Source organism: Bradyrhizobium sp. HKCCYLRH1030 (assembly GCF_051168395.1).
In the GTDB taxonomy this organism is placed as follows: Bacteria; Pseudomonadota; Alphaproteobacteria; order Rhizobiales; family Xanthobacteraceae; genus Bradyrhizobium.
In genome coordinates this window covers 195,158-211,035 of the sequence record NZ_JBNPUY010000007.1, presented here as the reverse complement: position 1 = coordinate 211,035, position 15,878 = coordinate 195,158, and the positions used below count along the sequence as shown (strand labels likewise).

The window sequence follows — 15,878 nt, the reverse complement described above, 5'->3', positions numbered from 1 at the left end:
ATGGCCAAGAGCGCCACGCTGAAGCGATCGGCAAGGACCGCAACGAAGACCGCGCCGAAGCCGCAGCCAAAGGCCGCTGCGAAGGCCACGGCCAAAGCGGCGAAATCAAATTACGTGCTCGACGATCAGATCGGCTTCATCCTGCGGCAGGTCTGGCAGCGCCACACGATGATCTTCGCGCGCGACATCGGCAGCAACCTGACGCCGACGCAATGGGCGGCACTGTCGAAGCTGGTCGAGACCGGGCCGTGCTCGCAGAACCAGCTCGGACGGTTCACGGCGATGGATGTCGCGACGATCAAAGGTGTGATCGACCGGCTGACCGCGCGCGGTCTCACCGAAACCAGCCCGGACCCGCAGGATGGTCGCCGGCTGCTCGTCAGCCTGACCCGCGCCGGCCAGCAGCTCGCGGAGAAGACCGCACCGCTCGCGCTCGCCATCTCCAAGGAAACACTGGCGCCGCTGGATGCGAAGGAACGCGAGACGCTGCTGGGGTTGTTGAGCAGGCTGCGGTAGCCCTTCCTCCACGTCATTCCGGGGCGTCGCGAAGCGACGAACCCGGAATCCCGAGCTGAGGGAAAGAACAGCGCAGGCCAATCTCGGGATTCCGGGTTCAACCTTTGGGCGCCCCGGAATGAATGTGTATGCCGCTCTACGACGATATTACTTCGCCACGATCTCCGGGATCTTCGTGGCCGGCGGCGTGTTGCGGCTGCGCTGGGTGCGGACGATGCCGTCGATGATGGTCATGCCGATACCCGGGAGATCGCCGAGCTGGACGCTGTCGAGCAAGGTCGTGGCCGGTGAGTGCTGCGCCTTGTCCATGATGACGAAGTCGGCGGAGCGGCCGATCTCAATCAGGCCGCAGTCGAGCTCGCGCATCCGCGCTGTGTTGCCGGTAGCGAAGCAGAACGCGATCTCGGCGGGGACGTCGCCGAGCGACGACAGCAGCGACACCATGCGCAGGATCCCGAGCGGCTGCACGCCGGAGCCGGCCGGCGCGTCGGTGCCGAGGATGACGCGGTGGAGTTCGTTCATCTCGCGCGCGGTGCGCAAGGTGAACAGCGCCGAGCGCTCATTGCCGTTGTGCACCAGCTCGAGCCCCGCCTTGCAGCCCTCGCAGATGCAGCGGATCTGATCGTCGGGCAGGGCGGTGTGGCCGCCATTGATGTGTCCGATGACGTCGGTGCCGGCCTCCAGCACGACGTCCTTGTCGATCAGGCCGGAGCCGGGGATCGACGGACCGCCGGTGTGAATGGTGCTCTGGATGCCGTATTTGCGCGCCCAGCCGACCATCTTGCGCGCGGTCGGGCCGTCCTTGACGCCGCCGAGGCCGACTTCGCCGAGCAGCTTGACGCCGGCCGCCGCGAGCTCCTTGAAATCGTCCTCGACCATCTCGCATTCGATCACCGGCGCGCCGGCATGCACCTTCACGCCGCCGGGGCGGAGCGTCCAGAATGCGCGCTGCGCGAAGATCGCCATCGCCTTCAGGCCGACGACGTCGCGCGGGCGACCGGGCATGTGCACCTCGCCGGCGGAGATCATCGTGGTGACGCCACCATGCAGATAGGAGTCGATCCAGTTGGTCTGGTTCTGCCGCGGCGTCCAGTCGCCGGCGACCGGATGAACATGGCTGTCGATCAGGCCTGGCGCCACCGTCGTGCCATGGGCATCGACGATGGTCGTCGCGCCTTCGGTGTCGACGTCCTTGAAGCGGCCGATGCCCGTGATCTTGCCGTTCTCGGCGACGATCGTGTCGGCGTCCAGGATGGGCCGTTCCAGTGCGCCGGACAGCATCAGGCCGATGTTGCGGATGACCAGCTTGCTGGGACCGGTTGCTTGCGGCGCGTCATGGGCCATCGGGATATCCTTCTTTCCTGGCAAGGCATTTGCGGCAGTTTGCGCCTGCACGCGGCGCAGCATCAAGCCGGTTTCGGTCATTCGTACACGAATGATCAGGTCCGGCAAGCTGCGGCCTGCACGAAGATTTGGCGCGGGTTGCCTACCCTTCAGACACAGCGCGGGCCCTATGAGCGCGGCGACATCCTCGGCTTCGGTCGCGTGTTCGACATTCCCGTCCCCTGTGCTTGTGGCGGTGGTCTACGCGCAGGTGACGAACCGCACCCCTGGACGTTGCCGCCGCAATCCGGCATCACCTCGTGCGATCTTTTTGCGACGTGGGTGACGGCAGATGAGCGACGACCTCCACATGATCGGAGCGGGCGGCATCACCGCCTCGGTCAAGGCTGATGGCGCCGAGCTGTGCTCGTTGAAGACGGCCGGGGGCCTGGAGTTGCTCTGGCAGGCCGGAGCCGTCTGGCCGCGCCATGCGCCATGGTTGTTTCCGATCGTCGGCCGACTCAAGAATGACCAGCTCCACCACCGCGGCCAAACCTATCCGATGACGCAGCACGGCTTCGCCCGCGACCTCCCATTCACCTGGCTGGAGCGCGGGGCCGAGTCGTGCGTGTTGCAGCTGACCGACGACGAGACGACGCGGGCGCGCTATCCGTTCGCCTTCCGTCTCACGGTGAGCTACCGGATCACCGCTGATGCGCTGGACGTGGCGGTCGAGATCGCCAACCCCGGCGCGGAGGTTCTGCCAGCCTCGTTCGGATGCCATCCCGCCTTCAACTGGCCGCTGCTCCCCGGCCAGCCGAAGGAGAGCTATCGGCTGATCTTTGCAGAGCCGGAGCCGGCGCCGATCCGCCGTCTGACAGGAGGTTTGCTGCGCGAGCGGCCGGAGCCCTCACCGATCGAGGGGCGCGTTCTCCCGCTGAGCGAACGTCTGTTCGACGACGATGCCGTGATCCTCGATCAGCCGGCCAGCCGTTCGGTTCGCCTCGTCGGAACCACAGGACCGGCGCTTGAGTTAACTTGGGATCATTTTCGTCAGCTTGGAATCTGGTCGAAGCCCGGCGGCGTGCCGTTCCTGTGCATCGAGCCGTGGCGCGGTTTCGCCAGTCCGCTCGATTTCGACGGCGAGTTTGCGGCCAAGCCCGGCGTCATGCACATCGCCCCGGACTCTGCAGAGACGCTGCGATGCCGCATCCGGGTCGACGGATTGGTATGACTAATGCTCGCAGCGCCCATTTGCGTGCACAGCGGTAACTGTGACTCGTAGTTTTGGGCCTGGAAATGACGGCGCCGTGACCTACATCAGAGACGAGCGCGGAACTTTGGCTATGATGCGTCGAACGACCGGCGGTTGGTGGGCGCTTTCTCCGAACTGATAACGGTCGATCATCGAACATGACGTGCGGCGTGATGTCAGGCGCTCTTAGCTGGCTCTTGCAGCCGGGCAGCGCTGCGAGTTCGCCATCAGCCGGCGTGCAGAGATCTCGCGGCGGGGGCGCGTAAGTGGCGTTACGCGGGGAACGGGAGGATGGGATGGTGTTGAGAGCTGTTATCGGCACGATTACATGCGCCGTGTTGCTCACGGCGAGCGATGCTGTGGCGGGGGCCTATCAGCCGGGTGACTTCCTCAAGCTTGATCTGTCGAAGGCCGTGTTGTCGCCGGAGCCGCTCGGCCCCGAGGCGCATTTCGAACCTGTGCCTATCGAAGCCAAATCAGATCGACCTGCGGTCGCCGTCCGTTCCGCGATCGACCCGGACGAGCGCTCCGCCATCCCGCGCGCCATCGCCAGCCGGCGCGCTCATGGCACCAGGACGGCCGAGCGGCCCCGCGGCGCCGCCCGCGCCAAGCTCGTCCATCGGCGCGGCAATCCGCTCGACGCGCAGGCGATGGATACGCGCATTCAGACCTGGCCGTGCCGGCCTGGCAGCGGCGGCATCTGTAACTGGCGCTGATCGGCGGGGCTACCCCGCGCGCCTGTTGCGTTCAGGAACCTCGCTCCCGACATCTTGATTGAGGCGGATGCCGGCTCGCTTGAACTCGCAAGCGGAGCAAAGGCAAGTTGAGCGCTTCCCGCCAAGGTCTTGATGTTCGAGGCTGCCGCCGGCGTTTGCTGGCGAATGGCTCGCGCGATTCCAGGAGATTTCATGAACGCCATCGACACCCAGGGTATCCGTCTGCCCAAGCTCGGGCTCGGCACCTTTCGCATGCAGGGCACTGTCTGCCGCGAGGCCGTCGAGAGCGCGCTTGCGCTCGGCTACCGCCACATCGACACCGCCGAGATGTATGCCAACGAGGACGCGATCGGTGCTGCACTTGCGGCAACAAATCTGCCGCGCGCCGAATTGCACGTCACCACCAAGGTCTGGCCGGAGAACCTCGCGCCGGACGCGATCCGTCGCGCATTCGACACGAGTCTGAGGAAGCTCAGACTGGATTTCGTCGATCTCTATCTCATCCACTGGCCGGCCAAGGGGATGAACCTGCCGGCCGCGCTGGAGACGCTGTTGAAGCTGAAGGAGGAGGGGCGTACGCGCGCGATCGGCGTCGCCAACTTCACTGTCGCGCTGCTGAAACAGGCGGTGGAGGACGTCGAGGCACCTGTTGCCTGCAATCAGGTCGAGTGTCATGTGATGCTCGATCAGTCGAAGCTGATGGCCTACATGGCGAGCCGGTCGATTCCCCTGGTGGCCTATTGCCCGCTGGCGCAGGGACGCGCCGCCGCCGACGAGACGCTGGGGGCCATTGGCAGGAAGCATGGCGCGAGCGCCGCCCAGGTCGCACTGAAATGGCTGTTGGACCAGGATGGGGTGGCGGCGATCCCCAAGGCCGCGCGTCCGGAAAGTCAGCGTGCGAACTGGAATGCGATGAAGCTTCAACTCGATGATGAGGATCGTGCCACCATCGCGTCCCTCCCGAAGGACAAGCGCTTCGTCAATCCGGCCTTTGCGCCGGAATGGGACCGCTGACCATCACGCGGAGCCCTGCGAGAACGGACGTCAGAACGAACGCCACAGAAAATGGCCCCTCTCGGGGCCATTGCTGTGTCGAAGTTGCAGATCAGTCGCGCCGGATGATCACGGTGCGATCGTGATGGCGGTGGAACGGCCGGACATAGCGGTGAGGCCGGTACTCACGATGCATGCGGTATTCGGCGTGGGACCGATCCCAGCCGTGGTGGTAGTGATGGCCGCCACGCTTGATGACCACCGTCTCGGCGTTGGCGATCGACGGTGCCGCGAGCGCGACGACCGCAAGGGAAGCGAGCGCGAGAGCGATTTTCTTCATGTTGTCCTCCAGAATGAAAGTGCGGGATCAACTTGAAGTGTGAAAGAACGTTCCGCAGGAACTTCCACGAAGTTGCTGAATACACGTTCAGATTTGGTCTTCACGCTCGCGGGCGGACCGTGCCGTCCCCTCGAGCCTGCCGCGTCAGTCGCACTTCCTGAGCGCTGGCGTCGGCTTGCCGTTGGCGACGAAGCGGCCGTCACGAATGGTGTAGCTGTCGTCCTCGCCGCGATTGAACGCGGAGCGGATGTTGCCGTCGGCGGTCCGGGTGATCCCGTTCTCTCGCGTCTGGCGCGCTTTGGGCAGCACGATCGAGAGCACCAGCGTCTGGTCCGCCTCGACGCGTGCGCTCGCCACCTGGTTGACGTCGGACGGATCGTGGTCACGACGATAGATCAGGTGACCATCGTCAGTGACTTCGTAGGAGATGATGGCGCCGCGGCCCTTGACCGCGGGTGCGCTGCAGTCGGCGGCCCAGGTTCCGATCAGGCCCCAGGTCCGAGCAACCTCGACGGTGTCGTCGGCCCGGGCGGCAGACGCTGATGATGCGCAGAGGACGATTGCGATGAGAGGGCGGGAGATCGAAATCATGCGGTCTCGGGGGGTGACTGCCGTGACATCTTAATGCACTGCGTCAACGGCGCAATGACAGAGCCGCGCCGAGATCGTTGGCACAAAGTCTCATTCTTTCCGGGCCGGCCTTGCTGGCGAGGGGGACAAGGCGCATGCTCCCCGCAACTACAAACAAGCGTGGGGAGGCTGACCATGTCTGCGCTGTCGCGCCGCAAATTCCTGCTGTCGTCCGGAGCGGCCGCCATGGCCGCGCTATCGGGTCCTGCCGGCGCCGCGGTGGGGCCGGCCGACAAGTTCGATCTGGTGATCAAGGGCGGCGACGTGATCGATCCAAGCCAGTCGCTCCGAGGCAAGCGCGACATCGGGATCCGCTGGGGCGTCGTCGAAGCGGTCGAGCCCGAGATACCGGCCGAGCGGGCGCTGCGGTCGATCGACGCCAACGGCCGGTTGGTGACGCCGGGCCTCATCGACCTCCACAGCCATGTCTATCCCTATGGCTCGGCGATCGGGATCCCGCCCGACGAACTGGTGCAATTCCAGGGCACGACGACGGTCGTCTCGGCCGGCGACGCCGGCGTCAACAATCTTGCGGCGTTGCGCCGCTTCATCGCCGCCCAGTCGCGGGCACGCATCTACGCCTTCGTCCACATCGCCAACAACGGCCTGTCGGCGTTTCCGGTGGCCGAGCTCTACAACATCGACAATGCGCAGGTAGACGCCTGCGCCATGGCGCTGGCGGAGAACCCGGACTTCCTGCTCGGGGTCAAGGTGCGGATGTCGGAGAACGTGATCTTCAAGCATGGGCTCGAGCCGCTGAAGCGCGGCATCAAGGCCTGCGAGCTGTGCGGCTGGCCGGCGCGGATGATGGTGCATATCGGTGGGGTCGAGACCGGCGAGTTGATGTCGCAGATCCTGGACCTGCTGCGCCCCGGCGACATCCTGACCCACGCCTATTCCGGCGCGCCGAATATGGGCGGCGCCTTCACCAACATCGTCCAGGACGGCAAGCTGCTGCCCGCGGCGCTCGCCGCCAAGCAGCGCGGCGTGCTGTTCGATGTCGGCCATGGCGGCGGCAGCTTCGATTTCACCGTGGCCGAGGTCGCGATCCCCGGCGGCTGCGGCCCGGACACCATCTCCTCCGACATCCATGTCTTCTCCGGCAACAGCCCGGGCATGCCGTTCCTGCCCAACGTGATGGCGAAATTCATCGCTATGGGATTTTCGTTGGAGCAGGTGGTGAGCATGGCCACCTCCGCGCCGGCCAAGATCATCAACCGTGCGCCGAAGATCGGCAGCTTGCAGGTCGGCGCGCCGGCCGACGTCGCAATCATGGACCTGGTCGAGGGGCCCGTCAGCTTCGTCGATACCCGCGGCAACAAGCGCGAGGGCAAGCTGCAGCTCAAGCCGGTGCAGACGGTGATCAATGGCGTGCCGTTCGGGCGGCCCTACCAGTCGCCCTTTTCGGTGCGGTGAGCAGCGCGCGATCACTCGATCGCGCGCGTCCGCTCCACATTGGATGAGCGCAATGGGACCCCGAACTCCTCCCGGCAGACGTCGGCGAGGACTGCGATGCCCTCGCGGATCTCCTGATGCGAGGGGCTGGCGAAGCACAGCCGCAGGCGGCTCCGCGCATGCGCGGCGTCGGTGGACCATTCCGGTCCCGGATTGATCGAGACGCCGCGTTTGAGCGCTGCCTGTGACAGCTTCATCGCGTCAACCTGGTCCGGTAGCTTGACCCACAGGAAGATCCCGCCCCTGGGCGGCGCGAACTCGGCCGCGGTGCCGAACTCGGCGTTGAGCGCCTCGATCAGGGTGTCCAGCTTGGCGCGCAGTCCCCGCACCAACTGCGGCACGTGGGTCGCGAAATGCGGCCTGCAATATTCCGCGAGCACCATCTGCTCCAGTGCACCCGAGCCGGCATCGGTCTTGAGGGACAGCAGCACCGACATGATCTCCCAGGGGGCGACCAGGAAGCCGACCCGCAACGCCGGCGCGACCGACTTCGAGAACGATCCGAGGTGGATCACACCGCCATGGTCGGACATGCCGTGGATCGCGCGGGGCCGTTTGCCGTCCCAGATCAGGTCGGCGTAGCAGTCGTCCTCGAACACCGGTACGCCATAAGCGCGCGACAGCCACAGCAGCTCGGCCCGCCGGCTTTCCGGCATGATGGTGCCGGTCGGGTTCTGCACCGTCGGAATGGTATAGATGTATTTCGGCCGGATGCCGCGATCCCTTAGATCGGCCAGCACCGTCGCCAGCGCATCCGTTCGCATGCCGTCCTGGTCGAGCGGGATGCCGATGACCTTGACGCCCAGTCGTGCCAGCCGCGTCAGCGTGCCCTGGTAATTGTCCTGTTCGACCAGCACGGTGTCGCCGCGCGTGAGCAGCGCCTGGTTGACGAGGTCGAGGCCCTGCAGCGAGCCGGACAGGATCATGATGTCGTCGGCGCGTGCCGACATGCCCGCGTCCCGCGTCAGCTTGGCGGCAAGAAAGTCCCGCAGCGGCCGGTAGCCTTGAGGCCCATGCGCGAGGCCGTAGGTGGCGAGCGCCCGTCCCTCGCGGGCGAGCACGGCGTCGGCGGCCGCGCGCAAGCCCTCCACGGGCACGGCATCGGCGTCGTTGTTGCCGCCGACGAAGCTGTATTTTGCGAGTCCCGTCCAGCGCGCGGCGGGTGCGGGCAGGCCGGGGCTGAGGAGGGGTGCAAAATCGAATGCGGCCATGAGGCGCGGCTCCCTTGTTCTCGATTTGAGGCGACTTTAAACAGATACCAGGGCGCTTGTCCTGGCAGGGCCGGTCCTTTTCCCGGGGAAGGCGACCTTCGAGCGGCGGTTCCGCCGCTCTGGCGCGCGCCTGCGATCCCGGCTAAAGCAGCCCGGAAAAGCAGCGAGACTTGCAATGGCCGACTCGATCCAGGAAGTTCTGTACGCCTTCGCCAAGGGCGAGATGGTCGTCGTGACCGATGACGACGACCGCGAGGGCGAGGGCGATCTCATCGTCGCCGCCTCGCTCTGCACGCCCGACAAGATGGCGTTCATCATTCGCCATACCTCCGGCATCGTCTGCGCGCCGATCACCGCCGACGACGCGCGGCGGCTGCGGCTCGACCCGATGGTCGCGCACAATGATTCCAACCACACCACGGCCTTCACCGTTTCGATCGACTACAAGCCGGACGGTGGCACCGGAATCTCGGCCGAAGAGCGCGCCTCCTGCTGTCGTGCGCTCGCCAACCCGAATGCCGGTGCCGCTGATTTCGCGCGCCCCGGCCATATCTTCCCGTTGATCGCGCGTGACGGCGGCGTGCTGCTGCGCTCCGGCCACACCGAGGCGGCGGTCGATCTCTGCAAGCTCGCCGGGCTCCCGCCGGTCGGCGTCATCTCCGAGTTGATGAACGACGACGGCACGGTCATGAAAGGCGAGCAGGTCGTTCGTTTCGCTGCGGCCCACAATCTCAAGCATGTCACCATCGCCGATCTGATCTCGTACCGGCAGGCGCGCGAGAAGCTGATCGAACGGGTGTCGACCTTCACGACCGACAGCCCGATCGGGCCGCTGCAGGGCTTCGCCTACCGCTCGCCGTTCGATCCGATCACCCACGCCGCGTTCGTCTATAACGGCATCGGCGACGGCAAGAACGTGCTGACGCGGCTGCACAAGCCCAACATCGTGAAGGATCTGATCGCAGGTCCGCAGCGTATCCAGGCGGTGCTACAGCACTTCAAGCGGGCCGGTCGCGGCGTGCTGATCTATCTGCGCGACGGCGCGGCCGGCGTTCCCGTCGAGCCGGTCGAAGAGCCGCATACCGCGGAGGCCGATCGCCATCGGCAGTGGCGCGAGGTCGGCGTGGGTGCGCAGATCCTGCGTGATCTCGGCGTGACCTCGATCCGGAACCTGACGTCGTCGGTGCATGACTACAAGGGCCTGTCGGGTTTCGGCATCGAGATCGTCGCCAACGAGCGGCTTGAAGGCTGAACTTCCAGGATTTAACCTCTCAACTGCTGCGACCCGTGCGCAGCGAGACGCGAAAGGACCATTCATGAGCGCGCGCCCTCAGGCAAAGGACAAGCCGGCCCAGTCGAGCTTCCAGTGGGACGATCCCTTCCTGCTGGACGATCAGCTGACCGAGGACGAGCGCATGGTGCGTGACACCGCGCGCGCCTACGCCCAGGACAAGCTGCTGCCGCGCGTGACCAAGGCCTATCTCGAGGAGAAGACCGACCGCGAGATCTTCAACGAGATGGGCGAGCTCGGCCTGATCGGCATCACCTTGCCGGAGGAATATGGCTGCGCCAATGCGAGCTACGTCGCCTATGGCCTCGTGGCACGCGAGATCGAGCGCGTCGATTCCGGCTACCGCTCGATGAACTCGGTGCAGTCATCGCTGGTGATGTATCCGATCTATGCCTATGGCGACGAGAGCCAGCGCAAGAAATATCTGCCGAAGCTCGCCAGCGGCGAGTGGGTCGGCTGCTTCGGCCTGACCGAGCCGGATGCCGGCTCCGATCCGGCCGGCATGAAGACCCGCGCCGAGAAGGTGGCCGACGGCTATCGCCTGACCGGCAGCAAGATGTGGATCTCGAACGCGCCGATCGCCGACGTGTTCGTGGTGTGGGCCAAGTCGGCCGCGCATGACAACCAGATCCGTGGCTTCATCCTCGAGAAGGGCATGAAGGGCCTGTCGGCGCCGAAGATCGGCGGCAAGCTCTCCTTGCGCGCCTCGATCACCGGCGAGGTCGTGATGGACGGCGTGGTGGTGCCGGAGAGCGCGCTGCTGCCCAACGTGTCCGGCCTCAAGGGGCCGTTCGGCTGCCTCAACCGCGCCCGCTACGGCATCTCCTGGGGCGTGCTCGGTGCCGCCGAGGATTGCATGCATCGCGCTCGCCAGTACACGCTCGACCGCAAGCAGTTCGGCAAGCCGCTGGCTGCCACGCAGCTGGTCCAGAAGAAGCTTGCCGACATGGAGACCGAGATCGCGCTCGGCCTGCAGGCCTCGCTTCGAGTCGGCCGCCTGATGGACGAGGGCAAGATGGCCCCGGAGATGATCTCGATCGTCAAGCGCAACAATTGCGGCAAGGCGCTCGACATCGCCCGCGTCGCGCGCGACATGCATGGCGGCAACGGCATCTCGATCGAGTATCAGGTGATGCGCCACGCCGCCAACCTCGAGACGGTCAATACCTACGAGGGCACGCACGACGTCCACGCGCTGATCCTCGGCCGCGCCATCACCGGCATTCAGGCGTTTTTCTAACTGCTGTGCGCGACGCCCATTCGCTGCATAGGGCGGTATACGCGGTCGCCGTTGCGCCCTCGCTGTCAGCGTCCGCGAAAGCGGACGATCCAGCGATCACCGGCCCATCGAGGCTCATCGCCGTCTCGGAGTACTGGATCCCCCGCTTTCGCGGGGGATGACGGCAGCGAGTGAGGCAGGCGATCTGCCCCATGCACAGGGAAGGCACGCCATGGCCGAGAATGACGACGTCCCGTTCAACCGCAACTTCCCGCTTCGGGCGGGCGTCGTCGAGCAGGTCCGCCCCGGCATTCGCCGCGTCCTCTGCAACAATCCGAGTCCGTTCACCTTCACCGGCACGGTCAGCTACATCGTGGGCACCGGCAACGTCGCGATCATCGATCCGGGTCCGGACAACGAGGCCCATGCGCAGGCGCTGCTCGATGCCATCAGAGGCGAGACCGTCACGCACATCCTGGTGACGCACACGCATCGCGATCACTCGCCGAACACCGGCCGGCTGAAGGCCGCGACCGGTGCCACCGTCTATGCCGAGGGCCCGCATCGCGCCTCGCGGCCGCGCTACGAGAGTGAGAAGCACAGTCCGGAATCCGGCGTCGACCGCGACTTTGCGCCGGATGTCACCGTTGCTGACGGCGATGTGATCGAAGGGCGGGGCTGGCGGGTCGAGGCCGTGGCGACGCCGGGCCATACGGCCAACCATCTCGCCTTCGCCTGGGCCGAGCGCAGGACCACCTTCGTCGGCGATCACGTCATGGGCTGGGCGACGTCGATCGTGGCGCCGCCCGATGGTTCGATGGTCGACTACATGGCTTCGCTGGAGCGGCTCGCCGCGCGGCCCGAGGAGCTGTATTTCTCAGGTCACGGTCCGGAAATTCCGGAGGGACCGCGCTACACGCGCTTCCTGATGCGCCACCGCCAGGCCCGCGAGGCCTCGATCCTGCATCGCCTCGCCAAGGGCGAGGCCGACATCCCGACCATGGTGCGCGCGATCTATATCGGCATCGATCCACGGCTCACCACCGCGGCCGGCTATTCCGTGCTGGCCCATCTGGAAGACCTCGTCGCCCGCGGCGTGGTCGCGACGGAAGGTGATCCGGTGATCGGCGGGACGTATCGGCTGGTGTAGCGAATAGCGAGTAGGGAATAGCGAGTAGGGGAAGAGTGCGAGCCGGGAAGACTTCATTCCCTATTCGCCACTCCCTATACGCCATTCGCCCCGCTCACTTCTTCACCGTCTTCGCATTTCCCTTCGCCGCCACCGCCGGCGGCGTGACCTTCTTCACCGGCTTCTGCGCCTCGGCCTCGCCGGCGTTGGACAGGTCCTCGATCAGCTTGGCCACGCGCGCGGCATTGCTGCCGATATCTGACTCGAAATAGCGCGAGGCGGAGCGGACGTCGACGCGGGAATCCTCGCCGTCGGGTTGGATGCGGATCGAGATGTCCTCGCGGAAGCCCATGATCGGCGTGCGCGCGACCGCCTCGATGCGGCCGACGCGGCGCGGCGGCTGCGGCGCGCGTTCGTCGACCACGAACCATTTGCGCCGGTTGACCAGCTTCAGGGCGATCGCGTAGGCGCGATCGGGCGGCAGCTCGATCTGCACCGGCTCGATGTCCGGATAGAATTTCTGCTGCTGCTCGGCTGAATACAGCCCGGCATAGACGGCCGTGTTGGTGCCGTCGCCGTTGCGGAGCGGCGCCAAAGCCTCGAAGCGCGGCGGATCGATCGGGTCGGTGGTGATGTCGTAGATCTTCGGCAGCTTGCGGTACTGGAGCGCGAGGTAGGCCGGATAGGCCAGCACCACGGCATCGATCATGAAGGCGAGCAGGATCCGGCTCATGCCGCGGCTGCCGTTGCGCCAGATCGCGACGAAGGCGGCAAGCCCGAGCAGGATCGACAGCACGGCGAGCCCCAGCGCGCCGAAGAACGTCGCCAGCGCCGGCTTCGTCTCCAGAAAATCGAAGCGCAGGATCAGGATCGAGACCAGCACGGCGACGACCGAGAACACCGCCAGATTGCGGGTCCAGGTCGCGAGGCTGGAGATCGGCTCCGACAGATAGGGGGCGTGAAACCTGCGTGCCATCGTGTCAGGAACTGCCGGGGTTGGGCCGCTGCCTGCGTTGCCGGGCGGCCGGATCACCCCGTGTGAGACCACGCGGATGGCGTAAATTCAAGAGGCGTTTGGCCCGGAGAAGGCGGTTGATGCGGAGACCGCGTCAGACGGCTCGGTCTGGGCGGCTGCGCAACGCCGTCAGCATCAACAGGACGGTTGCGATTGAGAAGGCTGCGCCGGTCGTGAACGTCGCCTGCGACCCATAGGCGTGCCACAGCGATCCCGCCAGCAGGCTCGCGACCAGCAGCGCAGCGCCGGTCACAAGGTTGAACAGGCCGAACGCGGTGCCGCGCAGATCCGGCGGGGCGGTATCGGCGACCATTGCCGACAGCAGCCCCTGCGACAGCCCGAGGTAGAGGCCCCACAGCGCGACGCCGATCGCGGTGCCGATCAGGCCGGGCACGAAGGCCAGCGTCAGGTCGGCGGCTGTCAGCACCACGAGGCCGCAGGTCAGCACGTTGTTGCGGCCGATGCGGTCGGAGAGGATGCCGGCGGGCATGGCGACGCCGGCATAGATCAGGTTCATCAGCACGTAGACCAACGGGATCAGGGCGAGAGCGAGGCCGTCGGCCTGCGCCTTCAGCACCAGGAACGCCTCGCTGAAGCGGGCCAACGCGAACACCGCGCCGGTGGCGACCACGATCCAATAGGCCGATGGCAGCCGGCGCAGCTCGCGCGCATGGACCGGCCAGTCCCGGCGCGCCGCAGGCGCGGTCTGCGCCGGCTCGCGCAGGCCGAACAGGATCAGCAGCACGGCAAGCGTGGCCGGCAGCGCCGACCACCAGAACACCGCCCGGAAGTCGTCGGCGTAGAGCGCCATCAGCGCCACGGCGAGGAGGGGACCGGCAAAGGCGCCGATCGTGTCGAGCGCCTGGCGCAGGCCGTAGCTCGCGCCGCGGATGCCTTCCGGCGTGACGTCGGCGATCAGCGCGTCGCGCGGCGCCTCGCGGATGCCCTTGCCGATGCGGTCGACGAAGCGCGCCGCGAGGATCTGCCATGATGTGCTGGCGAGCGGAAACACCGGCTTGGTCAAAGCCGCCAGCCCATAGCCGATTGCGACCAGCAGCTTGCGCTTGCCAATGCGGTCGGACAGTGCGCCGGAGAATACCTTGGTGATTGCGGCGGTCGCCTCGGACACGCCTTCGATCAGGCCGATGGTCACCGTGGAGGCGCCGACCACGGTCGCGAGGAAGACCGGCAGCAGCGCATGGATCAGCTCCGAGGAGATATCCATCAGGAGCGATACCAGCCCGAGCGTCAGCACCGTCGACGGTATGTCGCGCCATGTCGTGGACGCTGGGAGGCGCGCTCTTGAACTCATGCCCACCTTCTAGATGCGGCCCGGCATGCCCGCCTTGCGCCACGTCAACGCCACGGCGGCACGCAACGCCACGGCCCCGCCGAAGGGGAGGGGCCGTGGCTGCCTTGGTCAGGCTTGCGCCGGATGCTCAGTGCGAATGCACCAGCGGGCAGGCGGACTCCGAAAGCTTGCCGAACGCCTCCTCGCCGGACATCGTCTGGATCAGCTTGTAGTAGTCCCAGGGGTACTTCGACTCCTCCGGCTTCTTGACCTGCATGATGTACATCTCATGCTCCATCAGGCCGTCGGCGCGGATCTTGCCGTTCGACGTGAACATGTCGTCGATCTTCATATTGCGCAGCTGGTCCATGACCTTGTCGGACTCGGTGGTGCCGGCCGCCTTCACGGCATTGAGATAGGTGATCGTCGCCGAGTAGTAGGCGGCCTGGTTCATGGTCGGCTCGCCCTTGGTCTTTTCGTAGTAGCGCTTCGCGAAGGCGCGGGTCTTGTCGTTGAGGTCCCAATACCAGCCGGTGGTGAGATAGAGACCCTGCGCGGTCTTCAGGCCGAGACTGTGGATGTCGCTGATGAAGGCGAGCAGCGCCGCCGGCTTCATCGTCTTGGCGATGCCGAATTCATCCGCGGCCTTGATCGAGTTCGTGAAGTCGTTGCCGGCATTGGCGAGGCCCAGAACCTGCGCGCCCGAGCCCTGCGCCTGCAGCAGATAGCTGGAGAAGTCCGACGTGGAGAGCGGCACGCGGACCGCTCCGACCACCTTGCCGCCATTGGCCTCGACCACCTTGGACGCGGCTTCCTGCAACTGGGTGCCGAAGGCGTAGTCGGCGGTCAGGAAGAACCAGCTCTTGCCGCCCTGGCTGACCATGGTCTTGGCGGTGCCGTTGGCGAGCGAGGTCGTATCGTAGGCGTAGTGGACGGTGTAGGGCGTGCAGTCCTTGCCGGTCAGCGAGGCGCCGGCGGCACCGATCGCGATGAACGGTATTTTCTTCTCCTTGGCGGCGTTGGCCATCGCGAGGCTGACCCCCGTGTTGGAGCCGCCGAGGATCATGGTGACCCCGTCGCGATCGGCCCACTCGCGCAACTTCTGGGCGCCGACGTCCGGCTTGTTCTGATGATCGCTCTCCATGAACTCGATCTTGTTGCCGAGCACGCTGCCGCCGAAATCCTCGATCGCCATCTTTGCAGCCTCGACCCCGCCCGGCCCGATCACGTCGGCATAGAGCCCGGACATGTCGTCGATGTCGCCGATCACGACCTTGTTGCCAGCGGCGTGAGCGGCCGTGGCGGCCAGTGATGCTCCCAGCAGCCAGGGCAGCAGGCGGGTTGATTTTCGCATGGTGGCGTTCCCTCGTTTTTTATGGTGCCGGACCTTAGGAACGCGCCCATGGGCTTCCTATTCGCCTTTGGTCGAGGCGAGGGCGATGGAACTTTTTGCGCGAAACGCAAACGGCCCCCGCGGGGGCGCAGGGGCCGTGA

At 66.0% G+C, this 15,878-nt stretch carries 15 protein-coding genes; 8 read left to right on the top strand and 7 right to left on the bottom strand.

Features of this window, described 5'->3' with window-relative positions; all coding sequences use genetic code 11:
- The gene (locus ACQR1E_RS21595; protein WP_316174761.1) at positions 1-516 is read left to right on the top strand and encodes a MarR family winged helix-turn-helix transcriptional regulator; all 516 of its coding nucleotides are present in this window, start codon (positions 1-3) and stop codon (positions 514-516) included.
- Between the two features lie 147 nt (positions 517-663).
- On the opposite strand, the gene ACQR1E_RS21590 is transcribed toward ACQR1E_RS21595, so the two are convergent.
- Entirely contained in the window at positions 664-1,860 is a 1,197-nt protein-coding gene (locus tag ACQR1E_RS21590) for an amidohydrolase family protein (protein WP_316174759.1), read from the bottom strand.
- A 331-nt stretch (positions 1,861-2,191) separates the two neighbouring features.
- On the opposite strand from ACQR1E_RS21590, the gene ACQR1E_RS21585 reads away from it, so the two are divergent.
- The 3 genes from ACQR1E_RS21585 (at position 2,192) to ACQR1E_RS21575 (ending at position 4,824) form a co-directional block, all read left to right on the top strand.
- On the top strand, positions 2,192-3,073 hold the full coding sequence (locus ACQR1E_RS21585; RefSeq protein WP_316174758.1) for an aldose 1-epimerase family protein: 882 nt from the start codon (positions 2,192-2,194) through the stop codon (positions 3,071-3,073).
- Between the two features lie 317 nt (positions 3,074-3,390).
- Complete coding sequence (locus ACQR1E_RS21580) at positions 3,391-3,810, top strand: hypothetical protein (protein WP_316164244.1); 420 nt, start codon at positions 3,391-3,393, stop codon at positions 3,808-3,810.
- Positions 3,811-4,002: 192 nt separating this feature from the next.
- A complete protein-coding gene (locus ACQR1E_RS21575; RefSeq protein ID WP_316174757.1) occupies positions 4,003-4,824 on the top strand; it encodes an aldo/keto reductase in 822 nt (273 codons plus the stop codon).
- 91 nt (positions 4,825-4,915) lie between these two features.
- Here ACQR1E_RS21575 and ACQR1E_RS21570 read toward each other — a convergent pair whose 3' ends face one another.
- Both ACQR1E_RS21570 and ACQR1E_RS21565 read right to left on the bottom strand, forming a co-directional pair.
- Positions 4,916-5,143, bottom strand: a complete 228-nt coding sequence (locus ACQR1E_RS21570; RefSeq protein WP_315715512.1) for a hypothetical protein — start codon at positions 5,141-5,143, stop codon at positions 4,916-4,918.
- A gap of 144 nt (positions 5,144-5,287) precedes the next feature.
- The gene (locus tag ACQR1E_RS21565; RefSeq protein WP_315752075.1) at positions 5,288-5,734 is read right to left on the bottom strand and encodes a hypothetical protein; all 447 of its coding nucleotides are present in this window, start codon (positions 5,732-5,734) and stop codon (positions 5,288-5,290) included.
- A gap of 174 nt (positions 5,735-5,908) precedes the next feature.
- Between ACQR1E_RS21565 and ACQR1E_RS21560 the strand changes: the two genes are divergently transcribed.
- Positions 5,909-7,189 (top strand): amidohydrolase/deacetylase family metallohydrolase, encoded by a 1,281-nt coding sequence (locus ACQR1E_RS21560; protein ID WP_316174756.1) that lies wholly within the window; start codon positions 5,909-5,911, stop codon positions 7,187-7,189.
- A gap of 11 nt (positions 7,190-7,200) precedes the next feature.
- Here the strand turns inward: ACQR1E_RS21560 and ACQR1E_RS21555 are convergent, their stop codons facing one another.
- Positions 7,201-8,439 carry a PLP-dependent aminotransferase family protein gene (locus tag ACQR1E_RS21555; protein ID WP_316164245.1) on the bottom strand — a complete coding sequence of 413 codons (1,239 nt, stop codon included), beginning with the start codon at positions 8,437-8,439 and terminating at the stop codon, positions 7,201-7,203.
- Positions 8,440-8,614: 175 nt separating this feature from the next.
- Between ACQR1E_RS21555 and ribB the strand changes: the two genes are divergently transcribed.
- From ribB to ACQR1E_RS21540, 3 genes are all read left to right on the top strand, one after another.
- Positions 8,615-9,691: a 3,4-dihydroxy-2-butanone-4-phosphate synthase gene (gene ribB / locus ACQR1E_RS21550; protein WP_315715516.1), complete on the top strand. Its 1,077-nt coding sequence runs from the start codon at positions 8,615-8,617 to the stop codon at positions 9,689-9,691.
- Positions 9,692-9,755: 64 nt separating this feature from the next.
- Entirely contained in the window at positions 9,756-10,970 is a 1,215-nt protein-coding gene (locus ACQR1E_RS21545) for an acyl-CoA dehydrogenase (protein WP_315715517.1), read from the top strand.
- Between the two features lie 211 nt (positions 10,971-11,181).
- Positions 11,182-12,099: an MBL fold metallo-hydrolase gene (locus ACQR1E_RS21540; RefSeq protein WP_434897537.1), complete on the top strand. Its 918-nt coding sequence runs from the start codon at positions 11,182-11,184 to the stop codon at positions 12,097-12,099.
- Positions 12,100-12,193: 94 nt separating this feature from the next.
- On the opposite strand, the gene ACQR1E_RS21535 is transcribed toward ACQR1E_RS21540, so the two are convergent.
- The 3 genes from ACQR1E_RS21535 to ACQR1E_RS21525 all read right to left on the bottom strand — a co-directional run bounded on the left by ACQR1E_RS21535 (position 12,194) and on the right by ACQR1E_RS21525 (position 15,738).
- Entirely contained in the window at positions 12,194-13,054 is an 861-nt protein-coding gene (locus ACQR1E_RS21535) for a DUF1499 domain-containing protein (RefSeq protein ID WP_434897536.1), read from the bottom strand.
- Positions 13,055-13,187: 133 nt separating this feature from the next.
- Entirely contained in the window at positions 13,188-14,405 is a 1,218-nt protein-coding gene (locus tag ACQR1E_RS21530) for an MFS transporter (RefSeq protein ID WP_315828077.1), read from the bottom strand.
- Between the two features lie 127 nt (positions 14,406-14,532).
- On the bottom strand, positions 14,533-15,738 hold the full coding sequence (locus ACQR1E_RS21525) for an ABC transporter substrate-binding protein (protein WP_434897535.1): 1,206 nt from the start codon (positions 15,736-15,738) through the stop codon (positions 14,533-14,535).
- Positions 15,739-15,878 lie beyond the last annotated feature (140 nt).

Excerpts from the sequence above, each read along its gene's own strand:
- ACQR1E_RS21535 (WP_434897536.1), bottom strand. The coding sequence starts at position 13,054 with ATGGCACGCAGGTTTCACGCCCCCTATCTGTCGGAGCCGATCTCCAGC.
- ACQR1E_RS21545 (WP_315715517.1), top strand. The coding sequence starts at position 9,756 with ATGAGCGCGCGCCCTCAGGCAAAGGACAAGCCGGCCCAGTCGAGCTTC.
- ACQR1E_RS21555 (WP_316164245.1), bottom strand. The coding sequence starts at position 8,439 with ATGGCCGCATTCGATTTTGCACCCCTCCTCAGCCCCGGCCTGCCCGCA.
- ACQR1E_RS21590 (WP_316174759.1), bottom strand. The coding sequence starts at position 1,860 with ATGGCCCATGACGCGCCGCAAGCAACCGGTCCCAGCAAGCTGGTCATC.
- ACQR1E_RS21580 (WP_316164244.1), top strand. The coding sequence starts at position 3,391 with ATGGTGTTGAGAGCTGTTATCGGCACGATTACATGCGCCGTGTTGCTC.
- ACQR1E_RS21525 (WP_434897535.1), bottom strand. The coding sequence starts at position 15,738 with ATGCGAAAATCAACCCGCCTGCTGCCCTGGCTGCTGGGAGCATCACTG.
- ACQR1E_RS21540 (WP_434897537.1), top strand. The coding sequence starts at position 11,182 with ATGGCCGAGAATGACGACGTCCCGTTCAACCGCAACTTCCCGCTTCGG.
- ACQR1E_RS21560 (WP_316174756.1), top strand. The coding sequence starts at position 5,909 with ATGTCTGCGCTGTCGCGCCGCAAATTCCTGCTGTCGTCCGGAGCGGCC.
- ACQR1E_RS21565 (WP_315752075.1), bottom strand. The coding sequence starts at position 5,734 with ATGATTTCGATCTCCCGCCCTCTCATCGCAATCGTCCTCTGCGCATCA.
- ribB (WP_315715516.1), top strand. The coding sequence starts at position 8,615 with ATGGCCGACTCGATCCAGGAAGTTCTGTACGCCTTCGCCAAGGGCGAG.
- ACQR1E_RS21585 (WP_316174758.1), top strand. The coding sequence starts at position 2,192 with ATGAGCGACGACCTCCACATGATCGGAGCGGGCGGCATCACCGCCTCG.
- ACQR1E_RS21570 (WP_315715512.1), bottom strand. The coding sequence starts at position 5,143 with ATGAAGAAAATCGCTCTCGCGCTCGCTTCCCTTGCGGTCGTCGCGCTC.
- ACQR1E_RS21530 (WP_315828077.1), bottom strand. The coding sequence starts at position 14,405 with ATGAGTTCAAGAGCGCGCCTCCCAGCGTCCACGACATGGCGCGACATA.
- ACQR1E_RS21595 (WP_316174761.1), top strand. The coding sequence starts at position 1 with ATGGCCAAGAGCGCCACGCTGAAGCGATCGGCAAGGACCGCAACGAAG.
- ACQR1E_RS21575 (WP_316174757.1), top strand. The coding sequence starts at position 4,003 with ATGAACGCCATCGACACCCAGGGTATCCGTCTGCCCAAGCTCGGGCTC.